The organism is Enterobacter sp. Sphag1F (assembly GCF_014193275.1).
Classification (GTDB): Bacteria; Pseudomonadota; Gammaproteobacteria; order Enterobacterales; family Enterobacteriaceae; genus Pantoea; species Pantoea symbiotica.
Window position 1 is genome coordinate 37,063 of the sequence record NZ_JACHZD010000010.1, and the last position, 18,370, is coordinate 55,432.

An 18,370-nucleotide genomic window follows, 5' to 3' on the forward strand; every position below is an offset into this window, starting at 1 on the left:
GGCAGAATGCCAGCCGGCAAAATCTGCACATTCATGTGCACCCTACAAAAACCTTTCCAAACAACTGTAGGGTCGCCATTCATGGCGACCTTTTCAAACTTGAGAGCTGCCGCTCTGGAATCCGCCGCCCAAATCCTCAATCAACACCACCGCGAGATTAATCTGCTGTGCCTTCAGCGCCACCAGTTTTTGGTCGGATTCAATCAGCTGATTTTGAATGGTTAATACATCCAGATACGGACGCAGGCCCGCAGCGTATTCGCGATGCAAATCATCCCACGCACTGTGAATCAGCTGGTTGGCGCTTTCCTGCTGCGCCAGCTGATCCTGAATCGACTGCAGCTGCGTGATGGTATCGCTGATATTACCTAATGAACCGATCAGCAGCTTATTGTACTGCGCCACCGCCAGATCCCAGTTGGCATCGCTTTCGGCTAAATCAGCGCGACGTTTGCCCGCGTCAAAGATCGGCAACGACAGGCTCGGGCCCACATTAAAGAAACGACTTGGCGCGCCGAGGAAGGCATCGCCGAGCAGTGATTTGGTGCCGGCTTCAGCCACCAGATTGATGTTGGGATAGAACTCGGTTTTGCTGGCGGCAATCTGTTTCGATGCCGCTTCAACGCGCCAGCGCGCGGCCACCACATCAGGACGACGTCCCAGCAGTTCAGCCGGAATGGCGTTTGGCAGCATGGCGGCGACCGGCACATTCATCTGCGCCGGTTTTAACTGGTGCCAGTAATCCGGGCCTTTACCAATCAATGTCGAAAGCTGAATACCGGCATCGGTGACATCTTGTTTGGCTTCAGTCACTCCGGCTTGCGCCGTTTTTTGCTGCGACATCGCCTGCTTATATTGGTAATCGGAAGTGAGTCCGGCGCTGACATATTGCTGCTGAATGTTGGCGATACCCACAGCACGTTCGAGATTCTGCTGTGCCAGTTCGGCATTATTCCAGGCGAGATTAAGGTTATTCCACGCTCGCGTCACGTTTGCGGCTAAGGTTAACTGGCTGGCCTGACGATCCAGCTCGCTGGCGCGTGCTTGCCCCAGCGCGGCTTCAGCGGCATCTTTTTTGCCGCCCCACAAATCGAAGGTGTAGCTCAATCCAACGTTGGCGGTACGCAGCGTACTGTAGCTTTTGCCCTCCAGCAGCGGATCATCCACTTTTGCCACGCGCGAGCGCGTAATTCCAGCGTTGAGATCGACATCCGGATAGCGCTCGGCATCGGCGGCAATCACCTGTGCATTGGCTTTATCCGCCTGCGCGTTGACCACCTGCAAATCCGGGCTGGAAGCCATCGCATCATTAATCAGTCGATTGAGTTGAGCATCGTTAAAGCTTTGCCACCATTCGCTCTTTGGCCAATTCGCGGCGCTGAAATGCGCATCTTTTAGGGATTGATTGGCTTGCAGAGTGTTGGCATCGAGTAGCGTGTTTTTGGTGTGTAAGCCGTGTGAAATGGCACAACTGGTCAGCAGCGCAGTGGCAACGGCCAGCGCGAGAAATTTGCAATGGAAGTGCTGTGTCATGGTTCTGGTCAAAGAGAGGAGGAGGCGACCATTACAAGAGGCAGGACAGATTTTGACAAACCTGTTTTTCGTTAAGAATGGTTGTTAAATGTGAGTAGAGAAAATGAGCAGCAGGCGAAAACCTGCTGCATCAAGATTAGATATAAAGTGACGCTTCACCCGGCGGGCGGGTTTTAAAGCGACGGTGCAGCCACAGATATTGATCGGGTGCACGCAGAATTTCTTTCTCGATGACACGATTCATATAAGCAGCGGCGGCGGCCTCATCTTCATACGGATAATTTTCCAGTTCCGGCTGAATGATCAGCTGATAACCGCTTTTATCCTGATTGCGAATCAGCACGATGGTTAACATCGCCGGTTTCGCCAGACGAGAAAGCACAAAGGTGCCGTTGGTGGTCGCCGCTTGTTTAACCGCAAATAGCGGGGCAAACACGCTGCCTTTAGGGCCGTAATCCTGATCCGGCGCGAACCACACCGCTTCGCCTTTTTTCAGCGCCTGCACCATGCCGCGCAAATCGCGACGGTCGATCATCGCCTTATTCGAACGCATGCGACCTTTTGTCTGTGCCCATTCCATCGCTTGATTATTGTGCGGACGGTACATCGCCATCATTGGCTGGCATAAACCGGTAATGCGGCCGCCCAACTCCAGCGACATAAAGTGCACACCAATAACCATCACACCACGCTGGTGGCTTTGCGCGTGCTGCAGGTTTTCGAGACCGCTGACCTGGAAGTAGCGACGTACGCGTGCATCGGACCAGAACCAGGCGATGCCGGTTTCTGCCAGCGCCATTCCCAGAGATTCGAAGTTGCCGGCGATCATCGCTTCTTTCTTCTCTTCATCAATATTGGGGAAGCACAGCTCGATATTGCGGCGAGTGATACGTTCGCGACGCTTGAGGAAGTGACGCGACAATTTGCCAGCGCCCGCGCCAAGCCGGATCAAAATGGGGTAAGGAAGTTGCACCAGCAGCCACAGCACACCTAGCCCAAACCAGGTAAACCAATAGCGGGGATGCAGAAGTTTGGAGCGGAACTGCCTGGATTTCGTCATAACGCCTTCATGTCGGGAGAAAATGTATCGCACTAAGAAGAGAGTCCATGAGTTCCTGGCGGTACAACTGTTCTAATTACGACCAGTAGATTAACAAATAGTGCCGTCAAAGAAACGCGATCTCCACAATCTTTAAGATTAAAGGAAATCATTGATGAGGCGACTATTAGCAGGTTAATGGCTATCTGATGGATATTTTTCAATTCTAACAAAGATTTAATCACAGTGTTTAGTGCAGTTTTCTCATGCTGTTTGCGCGCTTAAATGCGCGGCAGAAATGTTTTTATATCATTGCTGACACTATTTTTACGCTAATGGCTAAAAATTTGTCTCAATCAGGCTAGCTTAAACTCTTTAAGACAATCCCTGCATTCGTTAATGGTTGATCTCGGTTTTTTTCACGCACAAAAAAAAGAATTATAAAAAGCATTTATAAATCATAGTTTTATGTGGTTGCTGGTGAGGCTGATAAGGATCGCATGAGGAAAGTCATTATTGAAACTTCAGCTTTAGTTATCGGATTCTCACTCTTTAATGCGTCAGCGATGGCCGCCGATGATAACGGACGTGTAACCTTTCATGGACAGATTATTGATGGCGATTCACCTTGTTTAATCGGCCACGCCGACAACGATCGGGCGATTCTCTGTCTGCCACCAAAACCAGCGCGTTTTATTGAGGGGTAATCTTTGTAGTGTTGAAACCTTGCAAGGCATTACCGCTTCTCAAATGCCAACATAATCCCTACCAAAAACAGCCGTGGCCAGTTGCTCAATGCAACACCACTTAGCCTCGCCTTGAGCCAGCAGCTCACACTGGATTTCACCGCTAGCGCGGCATCATCAAATACCCACAGTTGTAGCAGTATCAGATTGACCAGCGTCGCTACGAATTAGTCCAGCAGGACGATCAAATAAAAAATGCTTTTTTAAGTGGAGGTGTTTTAAATTAAAGTAGAGCGAGCTAGAAAATCTATTTTTAATGAGTTAATTTTTTTGCAAAACATGAGATTTTAAGAATACTTTTGTGATCGAGTAAATGGCAATAGGGATGGCTACTGCAAAGAGCGATGTTATCAGAAACCCTAATAAAGCATGATCGATATAACCATCGAAAATTCTCTGCGGTAAAAAGTAAAAATAAAGATACATCAGGAAGAAGAAATATACAGGTTTAATCATAATCACTAAGCTTTCAAAAGCAAATGTCTTAACGCGAATTATCTCCTTGTATCGGTATCTTTTGATGCATGTTTTTAATGTTGAGTAGATTAATCCGCTGGTGGTAAATAAGATAAATAAACAAATTATGGTATGGATTCTACTATACGCATGTTCTGGTCTGGCTCTCCAGAATGATTGAGTAAGTTTATCGGCTACTTCATAAGGTATATTTTTCTCGATTAAGTTAAATAGGATATCTGTTTCAGCTATTCCGATCGTTACAAGAGTCGCTAAAAAAGTCGAAAAAAATATCATAAGCATTGTAACTGCACATTTTTTCATTCGTTGCATCATTGTTAACGGTCTTGGTTTTATAAAAAAGGCGTGAAGATGTGTCGATTATAGGAAGGTTTTTTTCGATTAAAAGTAAACAATATTTTAATGTGGGGATGCTGTGAGCATTTGAGACGGTTCTCAAAGTTGTGAGTCTTTATTGTTACTGTTTTAAAATATTTCCTTACCTGTCTTTTTACAAAATAATAAAGCCCGCGATGCGGGCTTTATTATCAACCGTGACCATCAGCAAAAACTATTCGATATTCTGAATCTGCTCACGCATCTGCTCAATCAACACTTTCAGCTCAATCGCTGATGTAGTGATCTCGGCGTTAATCGATTTCGAAGCCAGCGTGTTCGATTCGCGGTTGAACTCCTGCATCATAAAGTCGAGGCGGCGGCCAACGGCTTCTTTCTTTTTCAGGATGTTGTAGGTCTCTTTGACGTGCGCATCCAGACGATCCAGCTCTTCTGAAACATCGGTGCGCTGCGCCATCATTACCAGCTCTTGCTCGAGGCGATTATTTTCCAGCTGCACTTCGGCTTCTTCCAGCTTGGTCACCAGACGCTCGCGCTGCCATTTGATCACTTCTGGCATCTGCGCGCGCACTTTGCTGACTTCGTGCGATACGCCTTCCAGACGCTGTTCAATCATCGCTTTCAGCGCGGTACCTTCGCTTTCACGCGCTTCGATAAAGTCATCCAATGCGCCATCCAGCGCCACCAGCAATTCAGCGTTAATAGCGTCAAGATCCTGCTCTTGTGCGGACATCACGCCCGGCCAGCGCAGAATATCCAGCGGATTAATCGCGCCTTCATCACTCTGCATCTTCACCCAGTTGGCGGCCTGCACCAGCTGCTTGGCTAGCGATTCATTCAGCTGCAGTTCGCCTTGCGCGCTGGCATCGGCGTCATAACGCAGGTTGCACTCGATTTTACCGCGCGTCAGACGATTGCGGATGCGCTCGCGGATTACCGGCTCCAGACCACGAAATTGCTCCGGTAGGCGGATATAGGTTTCCAGATAGCGCTGGTTAACCGAACGGATTTCCCAGGCGGCGCTGCCCCAGTGGCCTTTGGCTTCGCGGCGGGCGTAAGCGGTCATACTGCGGATCATAGTCGTCTTCTCTTTTTCAGAAATGTTGGGTGAAGTATAGCGAGGCAGCCTCGACGCTAACAGGCATAAGCGCACTTAAGCTTGAATAACAAAAAATTACCCCTTTTACCTACAGACACTTATGCTTAGCGCTGGTTCGCTTAAAAGGATGAAGTGATGTTCCGCTCTCTGGCTCTTCCTGCTTTATTAACCTTACTGCTCGCTGGCTGTCAGGCACCGTCGACAGCAACGCAACAGATCCCGCCCAACACTGCGCCAGTCGCGGTATGCGGTTCGGGTGACGTGATGATGCAAACCACGCTGTGGTTTGGCATGAACAAACCGAAAGGTGGCATCGTTAGCAGCAGCGAATGGCAGCAGTTTGTTGATAACGATGTGACGCCGCGTTTCAAAGACGGTTTATCGGTATATGACGCAAAAGGGCAGTGGCTGGGCGAGAACGGCAAGCTGGCGCGGGAAAACAGCAAAGCGCTGATGCTGATTCACAATCCGGATTTAGCGAGTTCTGAGAGCATCAATAAGCTTCGTGATGTGTATAAAAAGCGCTTTGAGCAGGAATCGGTGATGCGAGTTGATTCACTGGTGTGCGTGGCGTTTTAAAAAATGGCGGCCATCTAGCCGCCATGCGTTATCAGATAAACAGCCCGGCGAACGCGGCCGAAAGCAAGCTCACCAGCGTGGAGCCATACACCAGTTTCCAGCCAAAGCGTGAAACCACATTGCCCTGTTTCTCGTTCAGGCCTTTAATCGCACCGGCAACGATGCCGATTGAGGCGAAGTTAGCGAACGAAACCAGGAACACTGACAGAATCCCCAATCCGCGCGGCGTCATCTCAGCCGCCACTTTCTTCAGCTCGATCATCGCGACAAATTCATTCGCCACCAGTTTGGTGGCCATAATACTCGCCGCCTGCAAGGCATCAGCGGACGGAATGCCAACCAGCCATGCAAACGGATAGAAAACGTAGCCGAGCAGCTGCTGGAAGCTGTAGCCAAATAGCGCCGCGAACAGCGCATTGATCGCCGCAATTAACGCGATAAAACCAATCAGCATCGCCATGATGATCATCGCCACTTTAAAACCGGCGAGAATGTATTCGCCCAGCATCTCAAAGAAGCTCTGATCTTCGTGCAGCTTATCCAGCGCAATCTGCTCTTCGTTTTCCGGGCGGGTTGGATTGATGATCGAGAGGATAATAAAGGTGCTGAACATATTGAGCAGCAGCGCCGCGACCACATATTTGGCATCAATCATCGACATATACGCGCCAACAATCGACAGCGAAACCGTCGACATCGCCGTCGCCGCCATGGTGTACATACGCGGAGCGGAGATATCGGCGAGAATACCTTTATAAGCGATGAAGTTCTCCGACTGGCCAAGAATCAAGGTGCTGACAGCGTTAAACGACTCCAGCTTGCCCATGCCATTCACCTTCGACAACAGAGTACCAACGGCGCGAATCAGCAGCGGCAGAATGCGCCAGTGCTGCAAAATGCCGATCAGTGCGGAAATAAACACAATCGGGCAGAGCACGCCGAGGAAAATAAAGGCTAATCCCTGATCCGCCATATTACCGAAGACAAAGTTGGTCCCTTGCGCGGCGTAGGTTAATAAGGTTTCGAAGAAGCGGCCCACCGCAGAGACCACCGATTGGCCGCCCGCCGAATGCAGGAAGAACCAGCCCAGCGCGGCTTCAACAATCAGCAGCTGAATAATAAAGCGGGGACGAATGCGTTTGCGGTCGTGGCTGACCAATAGCGCAAGGGCAAAGATCACCACCAGCGCCAGCAGGAAATGGAGTATCGCGGTCATCATTTATCTTTTTTAGGGAGGAAACGCGCATTTAGCCACAGCCACCACAGAATTTCATCCAGGATTGTGGCGATCGCGGGCAGGACAGCCGCAGCCGAAGTCCGTATAATGCGCAGCCAAACCTAAGCAAGCCGGAGAGAAACCATGCGTCCAGCAGGCCGTAGTGCATCTGAAACACGTCCCGTCACACTCACTCGTCACTACACCAAACATGCAGAAGGCTCTGTGCTCGTTGAGTTCGGCGAAACCAAAGTGCTGTGCACCGCAACCGTCGAAGAGAGCGTGCCGCGTTTCCTCAAAGGCAAAGGTCAAGGCTGGATTACCGCAGAATATGGCATGCTGCCGCGTTCTACCCACAGCCGCATGGCGCGTGAAGCGGCCAAAGGCAAACAGGGCGGCCGTACGCTGGAGATTCAGCGTCTGATCGCCCGTTCACTGCGCGCGGCAGTGGATTTGGAAGCGCTGGGTGAATTCACCATCACGCTGGATTGCGATGTGATTCAGGCCGATGGCGGCACGCGTACCGCATCCATTACCGGTGCCTGCGTGGCGCTGGCCGATGCATTGAATGCGCTGGTTGCTGCTGGCAAGCTGAAAGCCAGCCCGCTGAAAGGCATGGTGGCGGCGATTTCTGTGGGTATCGTCGGCGGTGAAGCGCTGTGCGATCTGGAGTATGTGGAAGATTCCGCCGCAGAAACTGACATGAACGTGGTGATGACCGAAGACGGTCGCATGATTGAAGTGCAGGGCACCGCAGAAGGTGAACCCTTCAGCCACGACGAGTTACTGCAGCTGCTGGCGCTGGCGCGAGGCGGCATTGAGCAGTTGATTCAGGCGCAGAAAGCGGCGCTAACTAATTGATGTAACAGGCGACCATAGAGTCGCCTTTTCTTTATTTGAGGAGTGAGAAATGAAAGCCTGGCAGCGTCAGTTTATAGAATTCGCCCTGAACAAAGGGGTGCTGAAGTTTGGTGAGTTCACCCTGAAATCGGGACGTAAAAGCCCCTATTTCTTCAATGCCGGTCTGTTTAACACCGGTCGCGATTTAGCGCTGTTAGGCCGTTTCTACGCGCAGGCGCTCGTCGATGGCGGTGTCGATTTCGACCTGCTGTTTGGCCCGGCGTATAAAGGCATCCCGATTGCCACCACTACTGCGGTAGCGCTGGCCGATCATCATGAGCGTGACGTGCCTTACTGCTTTAACCGTAAAGAAGCCAAAGATCACGGTGAAGGCGGTTTGCTGGTCGGCAGCCCGCTGCAAGGCAAAGTGATGCTGGTGGATGATGTGATCACCGCCGGCACCGCGATTCGTGAATCAATGGATATCATTAGTGCGCATAACGCGACGTTAGCGGGCGTGCTGATTTCGCTGGATCGTCAGGAACGCGGCCGCAGCGATATTTCGGCGATTCAGGAAGTGGAACGCGACTATAAATGCAAAGTCACCGCGATTATTACGCTGGCAGAATTGATTGATTACCTGGAAGAGAAGCCGGAGATGGCTGATCATCTGGCGAAAGTGCGCGCGTATCGCAAAGAGTACGGGATTTAAGGACGTGAGGGACAGTGCGTGCTGTCCCTCACCCCGACCCTCTCCCGCAGGCGGGAGAGGGAGACGCTGCCATATGTTCGATCAATCAGCGCCGATCGGTTCCCTCGCCCGCTTGCGGGAGAGGGCTAGGGTGAGGGGCAGCGATCTGGTAAATTAAACCAACTGCGCAGCCATCAGCGGCCAGCGGCTATCGAAATCCACGGTCGGACGAAACCGAAACTCCGAGCGCACATAGCGCGACAACAGCCCTTCACAAAACGCCAGTAACTGGCTCGCCAGCAGCGTTTCGTCGTTCTGGAAACTTTCACCATCACGCATTTTCTTCTCGCGCATCACCTGACGCAGCTGCACTTCAATACGTTCGAACAGCTGGTTGATACGCCCTTGCAGGCGATCCTGTTCAAACATCAGCGCGTGGCCGGTCAAAATACGCGTCAGCCCCGGATTACGCTCACCAAATCCCAGAATCAGCTGCACGATTAAACGCAGTCGCGTCAGTGTCTCTTTTTCATCTTTCAGGATCAGATTGATGCGGGTAATCAGACTGTCTTCAATAAACTCGATCAGGCTGTCAAACATGCGCGTTTTGCTGGGAAAGTGGCGATAAAGCGCCGCTTCCGACACGCCGACATTAGCGGCCAGCTTCGCGGTGGTGATGCGCTGACTGCCATCGCCCGACTCCAGCATTTGCGCCAGCGCCTGCAAAATCTCTTCGCGACGATTCCGTTTCGCGACTTTTTTTTCTGCCATGACCTTCAACACCCCTGAAATTCACCAAAAACAGGCAATACTGCCTCATCTGCCACAAGCAAAGCGGCCTGTGGCGACAAGAAATAAAAAGATGGCTTAGCGAAAAGTGTCGCGTGTTACTGACGGCCTGAGTGACCGAAGCCGCCTGCGCCGCGATCGCTGGTGTCAAAATCTTCCACCAGGTTAAATTCGGCCTGCACGACCGGCACGAAGACCAGCTGTGCCAAACGGTCGCCTGGCTGCAGCGTGAAGCTGTCCTGACCACGGTTCCAGACGGAAACCATCAATTGGCCCTGATAATCGGAGTCGATCAAACCGACCAGGTTGCCCAGCACGATGCCATGTTTATGGCCAAGGCCGGAGCGCGGCAGAATCACGGCTGCCAGACCTGGATCGCCAATGTGAATCGCCAAACCGGTGGGAACCAGCGTGGTCATGCCCGGTGCGATTTCCAGTGCATCATCCAGGCAGGCGCGTAAATCGAGACCTGCGGAACCAGAGGTTGCATAAGTCGGCAGCGGGAATTCGTTGCCCACACGTGCATCAAGAATTTTAACGTCGATTTTTTTCATCATAACGGCTGACAATCTCGTCTATTAATTGTTGGCCAAGGAGCGTCTTATCACTGAGCGGTAAGACTTTTTCTCCTTCCTGCCAAAAAAGGTGAAGAGCATTGGTGTCGCTATTGAAGCCCTGACCCGCCTGTGCCACATCGTTGGCACAAATCAGATCCAGGTTTTTTCGCACCCGTTTTTGCCGCGCGTATTCTTCCACATTCTGGGTTTCGGCAGCAAATCCCACAACGTAAGGGCGATTTTTCTGCAGCGCCGCTACGCCTGCGACAATATCGGGGTTCTTCACCAACTGCAGCGTGACGCTATCGTCGCCACCCTGTTTTTTGATTTTCTCTGCGGCAATGTTAGCCGCCCGGTAGTCTGCCACGGCTGCGCTGGCAATGAAAATATGTTGTTGCTGGATTTGCGCCATCACCGCCGCTTCCATCTCCAGCGCGCTGTCGACGTCCACGCGTTGCACGCCGGCTGGCGTTGGCAGCGCCACCGGACCGGCAACCAGCGTCACCTTCGCACCGCGTTTTGCTGCCGCAGCCGCAATCGCAAAGCCCATCTTGCCCGAGCTGTGATTGCTGATATAACGCACCGGGTCCAGCGCTTCGCGTGTTGGACCGGCGGTGATCATAATGTTGAGATGTTGCAGATCGTTGACGGGCGCAGCCCATTCAAGTGCGTGCGCCACAATCGCCAGCGGGTCGAGCATGCGGCCCGGACCAATATCGCCGCACGCCTGGCTGCCGCTGTCGGGTCCCCAAATCAGCACGCCGCGCTGATGCAGGCGTTGCAGGTTCTCTTGCGTGATCGCCGCGCGGTACATCTGCTGATTCATGGCCGGGACGATGGCAACGGGCGCTGCGGTTGCCAGACACGCGGTGGTGACCAAATCATTCGCCATACCGGCCGTCACGCGGGCAATCAGATCGGCGGTTGCCGGCGCCAGCACAATCAAATCGGCCCATTTTGCCAATTCAATATGTCCCATCGCCGCTTCCGCCGCCGGGTCGAGCAAATCATCAAATACCGGATAACCGGAAACCGCCTGCAGGCTCAGCGGGGTAATAAAAGCTTTGGCCGCTTCGGTCATCATTACGCGCACATCAGCGCCGCGATCGCGCAGCCGACGCACCAGCTCCGGCGCTTTATACGCAGCGATGCCGCCGCTCACGCCCAGCAGAATTTTCTTTCCGGCTAATCCCGTCATGTTGTTCGCCTCAAAGCAGATTGCCGCGTCAGGGGCGGCAGATGCAGGCAACTTTATCACAAAATCCGCAACGCGCCTTTTCACTGCCTGCGGCCTTTGCGAGCCGGCTCTGAAATCGTTCAATGCGTGCTGGCGCTGAATGTGGCTGACGCGCAGAATCGCCGCAACGCAGGGAGGAGAAGGTCATGACGGAACTGGCACCACGGGAAAAACTGATGTTAATGGGCGCAGAAGTGCTGAGTGATGCTGAGCTGCTGGCGATTTTTTTGCGCACCGGCATCAGCGGCACCAGCGTGCTGCTGTTGGCACATCAGATGCTGAACGAGTTTGGTTCGCTCTATCGCATTATGACGGCCAGCAAAGAGGAGCTCGGGCAGATTAAAGGTGTGGGCAGCGCCAAAATGACGCAGCTGTATGCCATAGCCGAATTGGGAAGACGGTTTTTTGCCAGCCAGCTGGCGCGGGAGAACGTGATGGAGAATCCACAGGTGACACGCCATTATCTGCAAAGCGTGCTGGCGCACCAGGAGCGCGAAGTGTTTATGGCGCTGTTCCTTGATAACCAGCACCGCGTGTTGCAGGCACAGAAGATGTTTTCCGGCTCGATTGCCAGCGTGGAAGTTCATCCGCGCGAAATCGTGCGCGAAGCGCTGAAACTCAACGCGGCAGCGGTGATTCTGGCACACAATCACCCGTCGGGAATCGCTGAACCCAGCCGAGCTGATCGCGAGATTACCGGAAAAGTAGGGCAAGCGTGCGCGCTGCTCAATATCCGTTTACTTGATCATTTGGTGATCGGTCACGGCGAGTTTACCTCTTTCGCCGAGCGCGGTTGGTTGTAATTCATCGATTCAACTGAACAGAAATGAGGCATTTTTGCGCGATCCAGAGGGATCTTTATCTGTTCGGGACTTGAGCACTCGGGCTGAGCGGCGTATACTACGCCACCTTTGAGAATCTCGGGTTTGGCGTTTGGGCCAGCTTAGCGGGTTCACATGGAACTCGCCTAGGCGGGCTAAGGCCTGACGAGGCGGCCAAAACCTAGTTTTTAAAGCTCGAGCTGATTTGATTTTTGGAGAATAGAAATGTCACGAGTCTGCCAGGTAACTGGAAAGCGTCCGGTAACGGGTAACAACCGTTCCCACGCAATGAACGCGACGAAACGCCGTTTCCTGCCGAACCTGCACTCTCACCGTTTCTGGGTTGAGAGCGAAAAGCGCTTCGTTACTCTGCGTGTATCTGCTAAAGGTATGCGTGTTATTGATAAAAAGGGCATCGATACGGTTCTGACCGAAATCCGCGCCCGTGGTGAGAAGTACTAAGGAACTGAATCATGGCTAAAGGTATTCGTGAGAAGATCAAGCTGGTTTCCTCTGCTGGTACAGGTCACTTCTATACCACCACGAAGAACAAGCGTACTAAACCAGAGAAATTAGAACTGAAAAAGTTCGATCCGGTTGTACGTCAGCACGTGATCTACAAAGAAGCTAAAATTAAGTAATTTTAGTGTTCTGTGAAAAACCCGGCTTCGGCCGGGTTTTTTGTTTCTGCGATTCGTTGAGGAGATGAGATGCCTGAATTACCTGAGGTAGAAACCAGTCGTCGCGGTATCGAACCCCATATGGTGGGTGCCACGATTCTGCATGCAGTGGTGCGCAATCCACGTTTGCGCTGGCCGGTCTCGCATGAAATCCACGCGCTGAGCGATCAACCGGTATTGAGCGTGCAGCGTCGCGCTAAATATCTGCTGCTCGAACTGCCGCATGGCTGGATCATCATTCACCTCGGCATGTCCGGCAGCCTGCGTGTGCTACCCGGCGAACAACCGGCCGCTAAACATGACCACGTCGATTTGGTGATGAGCAACGGCAAAGTGCTGCGCTATACCGATCCACGTCGCTTTGGCGCCTGGCTGTGGAGCAATGACCTTGCAGGCAGCAGCGTGCTGGCGCATCTCGGCCCGGAGCCGCTCAGCAGCGAATTTGATGGCGCTTATCTGTTTGAAAAGTCACGCGGCAAACGCACCGTGATTAAACAGTGGCTGATGGATAACAAAGTGGTGGTAGGCGTCGGGAATATCTACGCCAGCGAATCGCTGTTTACCGCCGGGATCTTGCCCGATCGTTCGGCGATGAGTTTGAGTCAGGAAGAGGCGGAACTGCTGGTTAACACCATCAAAGCGGTGTTGCTACGCTCGATAGAGCAGGGCGGCACCACGCTGCGTGATTTCCTGCAAACTGACGGTAAACCTGGCTACTTTGCGCAAGAGCTGCAGGTTTATGGTCGCACCGGTGAACCTTGTCGCGCCTGCGGTACGCCGATTGTCAGCGGCAAGCATGGCCAGCGCAGCACCTTCTGGTGCCCACGCTGCCAGCACTGAGTTAAGGCTGTGCCAGTCGCGCCAGTAACGCCTTATGCACCACGGCAGGCAGAAATGCCTGCACGTCACCGGCGTGGCGCGCCACTTCTTTGACTAGTGAAGAAGAGACGAACGAGAAACCTTCTGATGGCATCAGAAACACGCTTTCCAGCGTGGGCAGCAGATGCCGATTCATCTGCGCCAGCTGCAGCTCATACTCGAAATCCGATACCGCACGCAATCCACGCACCAGTACATTGGCATTCTGCACCTGGGCAAAATTCGCCATCAGATCGCTAAACCCAATAACTTCGACATTCGGCAGATGTGCCGTCACCTGACGCGCCATATCCACGCGCTCATCCAGAGTGAACAGCGGCTTTTTACTCGGGCTGGCGGCAATCGCCACGACGATGCGGTCAAACATCTTCGCTGCGCGCGTCACAATATCCAGATGGCCCAAGGTAAAGGGATCAAAGGTGCCGGGATAAATCGCTTTGGTACTCATACGCGGCCTTGTGTTGAGGTGTGATGCAGCGCCCAGAGCGCCGAGTATTTGTTGAAAGTGTATTGCGCGTTAACCACCGCCAGAATCCAGCCCTGTTTGCCATCGAGAAAACCGGCGCGCAGCAGCAGCGTTTTAACGAACGCGCCGAGCGTATGGCTAAAGATCGAGAATAAGCCGCAGCGTTTGCCGCGCTGGAAACGCTCTTTTGCCCAGGCTTCGGCGTAGTTCATCTGCTTACGCTGAAATGCAATCAGGTCGCGGCAGGTGAGATGTTGCAGATCGCCCGCCAGCTTCACCACCGGCGCACCTTGCGTCTCCAGTGATTCGTGTACCAGATTGTCGTTGTAATTGAGCTTACGCGGATAAAGACGCATGACGCGGTCAGGATACCAGCCGCTGTGGCGCATAAAGCGACCGAGAAACAGATTGCTGCGGCCAAGGCTGTAAACGTTGTCCGATGCGGGCTGCGCGAGAACCTGCTCGATAGCGCGACGCAGTTCTGGCGTCACGCGCTCGTCGGCATCGATCATCAAAATCATCTCGCCTTGCGCATGGGCCTGCGCGCGCTGGCGCTGCTTGCCAAATCCCTGCCAGCCTTCAGCATGGAACACCTGCGCGCCCTGTTCGCGAGCCACCTGCACCGTGTTATCGCTGCTGCCGGAATCCAGCACCACAATCTCATCCGCCCAACTGACAGAAGCCAGCGCCTCCGGCAGCAGTTCAGCTTCGTTTTTGGCGATCATCACTACGGAGAGACGTTGGCGTTGCGACATGAATTAGTGAGCTCGCGGCGGTAAGTGAGGTTCGAGTAACTGTAGCAGACGCTGTAATGCGCCCTGATTTTGATGCAGCACTTCCACAGCATGGCGGCCGTAATAGCGGCGATAATCGTCATCCTGCAGCAGGTTAGCGACCTCTTTCTGCAGCGATACCACGTCAGTGACGGTAATCAGCCCTTCGGCTTGCTGCAGCTTGGCGCAGATATCTTTGAAGTTCCAGATATGCGGGCCCATCAACACCGGAATGGCATGTGCTGCCGGTTCCAGCGGGTTGTGACCGCCGCGCTCAACCAGGCTACCGCCCACAAAGGCGAGATCGGCGATGCCGTACAGCATCATCAACTCGCCCATGGTGTCGCCAATCACCACTTGCGTGGAGCTTGAAGGAATTTCGCCGCTGCTGCGCAGGGTAAAGCTGAAGCCACGTTTTTGCGTCAGGTCGCAGGCATCTTTGAAACGTTCCGGATGGCGTGGCACCAAAATCAGCAACAGATCGGGGAACTGTTGCAGCAGGCGACGATGCGCATCGAGCACAATCGCTTCTTCGCCTTCGTGGGTGCTGGTGGCGATCCACACCGGACGACGCGATGCCCACTGACGACGCAGCGTGACCGCTTTTGCCGCCAGCTCTGGCGTCACGGAAATATCAAATTTGAGGCTGCCGGTAACGGTGAGATGCGAACGCTTCAGGCCAAGGCTGAGGAAACGGTCGCCATCTTCGGCGTTTTGCGCGGCAATCAGCGTGATGCGCTGCAGCAAATCGCGCATAAAGCCGCCAAGTTTTTTGTAGCCTTTGGCCGAGCGCTCAGACAGGCGCGCGTTGGCAATCACCAGCGGAATCTTGCGCTGATGAAGAATACGAATAATGTTTGGCCACAGCTCGGTTTCCATGATGATCACCAGGCGTGGATCGACGGTATCAAGGAAACGGTTGATGGAACCTGGCAGATCGTACGGCAGGTAAACGTGGTGCACATCTTTGCCAAACGCTGACTGCGCACGTTCGGAGCCGGTCGGCGTCATGGTGGTGACGGTAATCGGTAGCGTCGGATAGCGGTGACGCAGCGCGCGCACCAGCGGCACCGCCGCCAGCGTCTCGCCGACGGAAACCGAGTGCAACACAATGCCATGCGGCAGCACTTTTCCAGTGCAATAGCCGTAGCGTTCTGCCCAACGTTTACGATAGGCCGGTGCTTTTCGACCGCGCAGCCACAGGCGCAGCCAGATTAGTGGCTGAATCAGATAGAGCAAGGCTGTGTATAGAGTCGTCATAGTTACCGTTACGACAGAATCGCGTCAAAAAACAGAGGAAAGGCGGCATGTTATCAGAAATTAACCGCCTGCTCATACCACTTCGTCAGCGGGTCTGCAGCACTTGCTGATACAGCGAGGTCAGCGCTTGCGCCAGCCGCTGCGGACCATAAGGTTCAATTCTGCGACGTGCGGCTTCGCCCATGGCAGAATTGTGTGAAAGCGCCGGTGTTGCTTTTACGGCTTCGTTTAACGCTTTGATATCTAATGCATCGCAGACGAAACCTTCCTGGCCTGCAGTGATAAACTCCGCGCCGCCGCAGCCGGTGCTGGTGATCACCGCCAAACCGCAGGCCATCGCTTCCAGCACCACATTCGGGAAGGGATCATATAGTGTGGGCAGCAGCAGCGCATCGGCTGCATGGTAGAACGGTTGCACGTCCTGCTGCACACCAACAAAGCGTAAGCGGTCGAGGCAATTTAGCTGGTTTGCCAATTGCTGATAGCGCGACAGCTGCTTATCCTGGCCGACCACCACCAGATAACGATCGCTTTTCGCCACCGCTTCAATCGCAGCCTTCAATCCTTTACGCTCAAAGCCCGAACCTACGTAGATCATTACCGTGGCATCTTGCGGCAGTTTGAGCTGCTGGCGTGCTGCATGGCGCAGCGCTTCGCTGGCTGGCTGGAAGCGTTGGCTATCAATGGCGTTGTGAATGACATGGATCTTGCTGGCATCAAGCGTGAAGTGCCGCAAAATATCCTGCTTCACCATCTCTGAATTACAGATCACCGCTTTCAACGACGGCGCGTTGAACATTTCGGCTTCCGCCTGCAACACATAACGATGATAAGGGCTGAGGCGGGCACTTAAGCGCTGCCACGGCGACACGATGCGCGCGCGCTGCTCCAGCCAAACGCGGTGCACGCCATCACCGGCACGAAAGATATCGCAACCGGCGATGCGTTCGTGGCTCTGCACAATATCGAACTTCTCGCGTTCCCAACATTCACGTGCGGCACGCGCAAAACCGCGTTCGCGCGAAATGCGACCGAATTTTGCTGGATTGCAGATGTGCAGATGCCAGGCCGGATTCGGCGTGCCCTGCCAGCTGCGGGTGATGATATTGAGATCGAGCTGCTCGCTATCCAGCGCTTCCAGCGCACGCGAAATAAAACGTTCTGCGCCGCCGTCTGGGCGGTATTTCTGCCGGACGATCGCCAGGCGTAACTTACTCATGCAAAAAACTCCGGGCGGCGGCCACCACATCCTCAACAGGAATGGCAGAAAGATAGCGCTGTTGCGTGTTGGTATCGATGGCGTCTGGCGAGGGCAGCGGACCATAATCGCCGGCCCAAATCACGCGGTTGTTATCGCCCCATGGACGCCAGTGTTGCAGCTTGGTGGGGCCAAACAGCGCCAAACAAGGCGTTTCCAGCGCGGCGGCCATATGCATCGGCGCAGAATCCACACCGATAAACAGCTGTGCCGCATCGATCAACGCCGCCAGCTGCGGCAAGGATAATTCACCGGCCAGCGACACCACGTTATGGCTATGGCACAGCGACTGAATATTGGCGATCATCGCCATTTCTTTCTGGTCCGGCGCCGCAGTCAGTACCACGGTGCGGCCTTCGGCGACCAGCGCATCGATCAGCTGTGCGACTTTTTCATCTTCCCAGCATTTGAACAGCCAGCGTGAGGTGGGTTGCACCACAACAAACGGCATTTTCACCGCGTGCTGCGCCAGCACATCCTGCACTTTCTGTTGATCGGCTGCGCTGAAATGCATTGAGGCTTTTGCGCCTGCGCCACTGATGCCCAGTGGCTTCAGCGCCGCCATATTCTGTTCGACCGTATGCAGCTGATTATGATCTTCCGTGCTGACCAGCTGATTGTGCATCCAGCGCCATAAGGCGTTATCACGTTTGCGGAAGGCAAACCCAATGCGCACTGGCGCGCCAGAGAAACCGGTAATAATGGCGCTGCGCCACTGATCGGCAAGGTTAATCACAAGGTCATAATGGCAAGCACGCACCGCTGAAAGCAGCGCCATTTCATGTCGGAATTTCTGCCAGCCGCCTTCCTTCTTCCAGTTGCGATCGATGATGTGTAACTGGCGAATGGCCGGATGCGCTTCCAGCATCGGACGGGTTTCTTTATACAGCAGGACGTCAATGTTGGCCTGCGGATAGCGCTGGCGAAGAGCGTTGATAGCGGGCGTAGTCAGCAGCATATCGCCGTGATGGCGCAGCTTGATCAGCAGAATATTTTTCGGTGCAAATTGGTCTGGAATCGGGCTTGCCATACTCAAATGATCTCAGAATTCAGTCAGCTGATTGTAGGGCAAACCCCAAAGGGGTGAAAGCCAG

At 53.6% G+C, this 18,370-nt stretch carries 20 protein-coding genes; 8 read left to right on the top strand and 12 right to left on the bottom strand.

The window, feature by feature from the left end; all coding sequences use genetic code 11:
- Positions 1-93: 93 nt before the first annotated feature.
- Both FHW71_RS22810 and lpxP read right to left on the bottom strand, forming a co-directional pair.
- Positions 94-1,533 (bottom strand): efflux transporter outer membrane subunit, encoded by a 1,440-nt coding sequence (locus tag FHW71_RS22810; RefSeq protein WP_179453167.1) that lies wholly within the window; start codon positions 1,531-1,533, stop codon positions 94-96.
- Between the two features lie 136 nt (positions 1,534-1,669).
- Positions 1,670-2,593 (bottom strand): kdo(2)-lipid IV(A) palmitoleoyltransferase, encoded by a 924-nt coding sequence (gene lpxP / locus FHW71_RS22815; protein WP_061720540.1) that lies wholly within the window; start codon positions 2,591-2,593, stop codon positions 1,670-1,672.
- Between the two features lie 479 nt (positions 2,594-3,072).
- Here lpxP and FHW71_RS22820 point away from each other — a divergent pair, with 479 nt between their 5' ends.
- Positions 3,073-3,279 carry a hypothetical protein gene (locus FHW71_RS22820; RefSeq protein ID WP_154157457.1) on the top strand — a complete coding sequence of 69 codons (207 nt, stop codon included), beginning with the start codon at positions 3,073-3,075 and terminating at the stop codon, positions 3,277-3,279.
- 1,066 nt (positions 3,280-4,345) lie between these two features.
- Here FHW71_RS22820 and FHW71_RS22825 read toward each other — a convergent pair.
- The gene (locus FHW71_RS22825; protein ID WP_061720336.1) at positions 4,346-5,209 is read right to left on the bottom strand and encodes a YicC/YloC family endoribonuclease; all 864 of its coding nucleotides are present in this window, start codon (positions 5,207-5,209) and stop codon (positions 4,346-4,348) included.
- Positions 5,210-5,365: 156 nt separating this feature from the next.
- Here FHW71_RS22825 and FHW71_RS22830 point away from each other — a divergent pair, with 156 nt between their 5' ends.
- Positions 5,366-5,809 carry a DUF3574 domain-containing protein gene (locus FHW71_RS22830; RefSeq protein WP_179453168.1) on the top strand — a complete coding sequence of 148 codons (444 nt, stop codon included), beginning with the start codon at positions 5,366-5,368 and terminating at the stop codon, positions 5,807-5,809.
- 31 nt (positions 5,810-5,840) lie between these two features.
- Here FHW71_RS22830 and FHW71_RS22835 read toward each other — a convergent pair whose 3' ends face one another.
- Complete coding sequence (locus FHW71_RS22835) at positions 5,841-7,025, bottom strand: nucleoside transporter C-terminal domain-containing protein (RefSeq protein ID WP_179453169.1); 1,185 nt, start codon at positions 7,023-7,025, stop codon at positions 5,841-5,843.
- A 144-nt stretch (positions 7,026-7,169) separates the two neighbouring features.
- On the opposite strand from FHW71_RS22835, the gene rph reads away from it, so the two are divergent.
- On the top strand, positions 7,170-7,886 hold the full coding sequence (rph, locus tag FHW71_RS22840; protein WP_061720334.1) for a ribonuclease PH: 717 nt from the start codon (positions 7,170-7,172) through the stop codon (positions 7,884-7,886).
- A 49-nt stretch (positions 7,887-7,935) separates the two neighbouring features.
- Entirely contained in the window at positions 7,936-8,577 is a 642-nt protein-coding gene (gene pyrE / locus FHW71_RS22845) for an orotate phosphoribosyltransferase (protein ID WP_008109749.1), read from the top strand.
- Between the two features lie 153 nt (positions 8,578-8,730).
- Here the strand turns inward: pyrE and slmA are convergent, their stop codons facing one another.
- The 3 genes from slmA to coaBC all read right to left on the bottom strand — a co-directional run bounded on the left by slmA (position 8,731) and on the right by coaBC (position 11,100).
- Positions 8,731-9,327 (bottom strand): nucleoid occlusion factor SlmA, encoded by a 597-nt coding sequence (gene slmA / locus FHW71_RS22850; protein WP_179453170.1) that lies wholly within the window; start codon positions 9,325-9,327, stop codon positions 8,731-8,733.
- Positions 9,328-9,443: 116 nt separating this feature from the next.
- Positions 9,444-9,902, bottom strand: coding sequence for a dUTP diphosphatase (gene dut / locus FHW71_RS22855; RefSeq protein WP_008109745.1), 459 nt, complete (start codon positions 9,900-9,902; stop codon positions 9,444-9,446).
- Positions 9,880-11,100, bottom strand: a complete 1,221-nt coding sequence (coaBC, locus tag FHW71_RS22860; protein WP_061720332.1) for a bifunctional phosphopantothenoylcysteine decarboxylase/phosphopantothenate--cysteine ligase CoaBC — start codon at positions 11,098-11,100, stop codon at positions 9,880-9,882. The genes dut and coaBC overlap by 23 nt, the downstream gene beginning before the upstream one ends.
- A gap of 185 nt (positions 11,101-11,285) precedes the next feature.
- Between coaBC and radC the strand changes: the two genes are divergently transcribed.
- The 4 genes from radC (at position 11,286) to mutM (ending at position 13,480) form a co-directional block, all read left to right on the top strand.
- A complete protein-coding gene (radC, locus tag FHW71_RS22865) occupies positions 11,286-11,942 on the top strand; it encodes a DNA repair protein RadC (protein ID WP_091004304.1) in 657 nt (218 codons plus the stop codon).
- Positions 11,943-12,185: 243 nt separating this feature from the next.
- Positions 12,186-12,422: a 50S ribosomal protein L28 gene (gene rpmB / locus FHW71_RS22870; RefSeq protein ID WP_007885297.1), complete on the top strand. Its 237-nt coding sequence runs from the start codon at positions 12,186-12,188 to the stop codon at positions 12,420-12,422.
- Positions 12,423-12,433: 11 nt separating this feature from the next.
- On the top strand, positions 12,434-12,601 hold the full coding sequence (gene rpmG, locus FHW71_RS22875) for a 50S ribosomal protein L33 (protein ID WP_001051798.1): 168 nt from the start codon (positions 12,434-12,436) through the stop codon (positions 12,599-12,601).
- Between the two features lie 69 nt (positions 12,602-12,670).
- Positions 12,671-13,480 (top strand): bifunctional DNA-formamidopyrimidine glycosylase/DNA-(apurinic or apyrimidinic site) lyase, encoded by an 810-nt coding sequence (gene mutM / locus FHW71_RS22880; protein WP_061720330.1) that lies wholly within the window; start codon positions 12,671-12,673, stop codon positions 13,478-13,480.
- A 1-nt stretch (position 13,481) separates the two neighbouring features.
- Here mutM and coaD read toward each other — a convergent pair whose 3' ends face one another.
- The 5 genes from coaD to rfaQ all read right to left on the bottom strand — a co-directional run bounded on the left by coaD (position 13,482) and on the right by rfaQ (position 18,306).
- Positions 13,482-13,967: a pantetheine-phosphate adenylyltransferase gene (gene coaD / locus FHW71_RS22885; protein ID WP_179453171.1), complete on the bottom strand. Its 486-nt coding sequence runs from the start codon at positions 13,965-13,967 to the stop codon at positions 13,482-13,484.
- On the bottom strand, positions 13,964-14,740 hold the full coding sequence (locus FHW71_RS22890; RefSeq protein WP_179453172.1) for a glycosyltransferase family 2 protein: 777 nt from the start codon (positions 14,738-14,740) through the stop codon (positions 13,964-13,966). The genes coaD and FHW71_RS22890 overlap by 4 nt, the downstream gene beginning before the upstream one ends.
- 3 nt (positions 14,741-14,743) lie before the next feature.
- Complete coding sequence (gene waaA / locus FHW71_RS22895; protein ID WP_008109734.1) at positions 14,744-16,018, bottom strand: lipid IV(A) 3-deoxy-D-manno-octulosonic acid transferase; 1,275 nt, start codon at positions 16,016-16,018, stop codon at positions 14,744-14,746.
- An 85-nt stretch (positions 16,019-16,103) separates the two neighbouring features.
- Positions 16,104-17,237: a glycosyltransferase family 4 protein gene (locus tag FHW71_RS22900; protein ID WP_179453173.1), complete on the bottom strand. Its 1,134-nt coding sequence runs from the start codon at positions 17,235-17,237 to the stop codon at positions 16,104-16,106.
- Positions 17,230-18,306, bottom strand: coding sequence for a putative lipopolysaccharide heptosyltransferase III (rfaQ, locus tag FHW71_RS22905; protein WP_154183195.1), 1,077 nt, complete (start codon positions 18,304-18,306; stop codon positions 17,230-17,232). The genes FHW71_RS22900 and rfaQ overlap by 8 nt, the downstream gene beginning before the upstream one ends.
- Positions 18,307-18,370 lie beyond the last annotated feature (64 nt).

Bases quoted from the DNA above. Each gene is read 5' to 3' on its own strand.
- FHW71_RS22810 (WP_179453167.1), bottom strand. From the start codon at position 1,533: ATGACACAGCACTTCCATTGCAAATTTCTCGCGCTGGCCGTTGCCACT.
- lpxP (WP_061720540.1), bottom strand. From the start codon at position 2,593: ATGACGAAATCCAGGCAGTTCCGCTCCAAACTTCTGCATCCCCGCTAT.
- FHW71_RS22820 (WP_154157457.1), top strand. From the start codon at position 3,073: ATGAGGAAAGTCATTATTGAAACTTCAGCTTTAGTTATCGGATTCTCA.
- FHW71_RS22825 (WP_061720336.1), bottom strand. From the start codon at position 5,209: ATGATCCGCAGTATGACCGCTTACGCCCGCCGCGAAGCCAAAGGCCAC.
- FHW71_RS22830 (WP_179453168.1), top strand. From the start codon at position 5,366: ATGTTCCGCTCTCTGGCTCTTCCTGCTTTATTAACCTTACTGCTCGCT.
- FHW71_RS22835 (WP_179453169.1), bottom strand. From the start codon at position 7,025: ATGACCGCGATACTCCATTTCCTGCTGGCGCTGGTGGTGATCTTTGCC.
- rph (WP_061720334.1), top strand. From the start codon at position 7,170: ATGCGTCCAGCAGGCCGTAGTGCATCTGAAACACGTCCCGTCACACTC.
- pyrE (WP_008109749.1), top strand. From the start codon at position 7,936: ATGAAAGCCTGGCAGCGTCAGTTTATAGAATTCGCCCTGAACAAAGGG.
- slmA (WP_179453170.1), bottom strand. From the start codon at position 9,327: ATGGCAGAAAAAAAAGTCGCGAAACGGAATCGTCGCGAAGAGATTTTG.
- dut (WP_008109745.1), bottom strand. From the start codon at position 9,902: ATGATGAAAAAAATCGACGTTAAAATTCTTGATGCACGTGTGGGCAAC.
- coaBC (WP_061720332.1), bottom strand. From the start codon at position 11,100: ATGACGGGATTAGCCGGAAAGAAAATTCTGCTGGGCGTGAGCGGCGGC.
- radC (WP_091004304.1), top strand. From the start codon at position 11,286: ATGACGGAACTGGCACCACGGGAAAAACTGATGTTAATGGGCGCAGAA.
- rpmB (WP_007885297.1), top strand. From the start codon at position 12,186: ATGTCACGAGTCTGCCAGGTAACTGGAAAGCGTCCGGTAACGGGTAAC.
- rpmG (WP_001051798.1), top strand. From the start codon at position 12,434: ATGGCTAAAGGTATTCGTGAGAAGATCAAGCTGGTTTCCTCTGCTGGT.
- mutM (WP_061720330.1), top strand. From the start codon at position 12,671: ATGCCTGAATTACCTGAGGTAGAAACCAGTCGTCGCGGTATCGAACCC.
- coaD (WP_179453171.1), bottom strand. From the start codon at position 13,967: ATGAGTACCAAAGCGATTTATCCCGGCACCTTTGATCCCTTTACCTTG.
- FHW71_RS22890 (WP_179453172.1), bottom strand. From the start codon at position 14,740: ATGTCGCAACGCCAACGTCTCTCCGTAGTGATGATCGCCAAAAACGAA.
- waaA (WP_008109734.1), bottom strand. From the start codon at position 16,018: ATGACGACTCTATACACAGCCTTGCTCTATCTGATTCAGCCACTAATC.
- FHW71_RS22900 (WP_179453173.1), bottom strand. From the start codon at position 17,237: ATGAGTAAGTTACGCCTGGCGATCGTCCGGCAGAAATACCGCCCAGAC.
- rfaQ (WP_154183195.1), bottom strand. From the start codon at position 18,306: ATGGCAAGCCCGATTCCAGACCAATTTGCACCGAAAAATATTCTGCTG.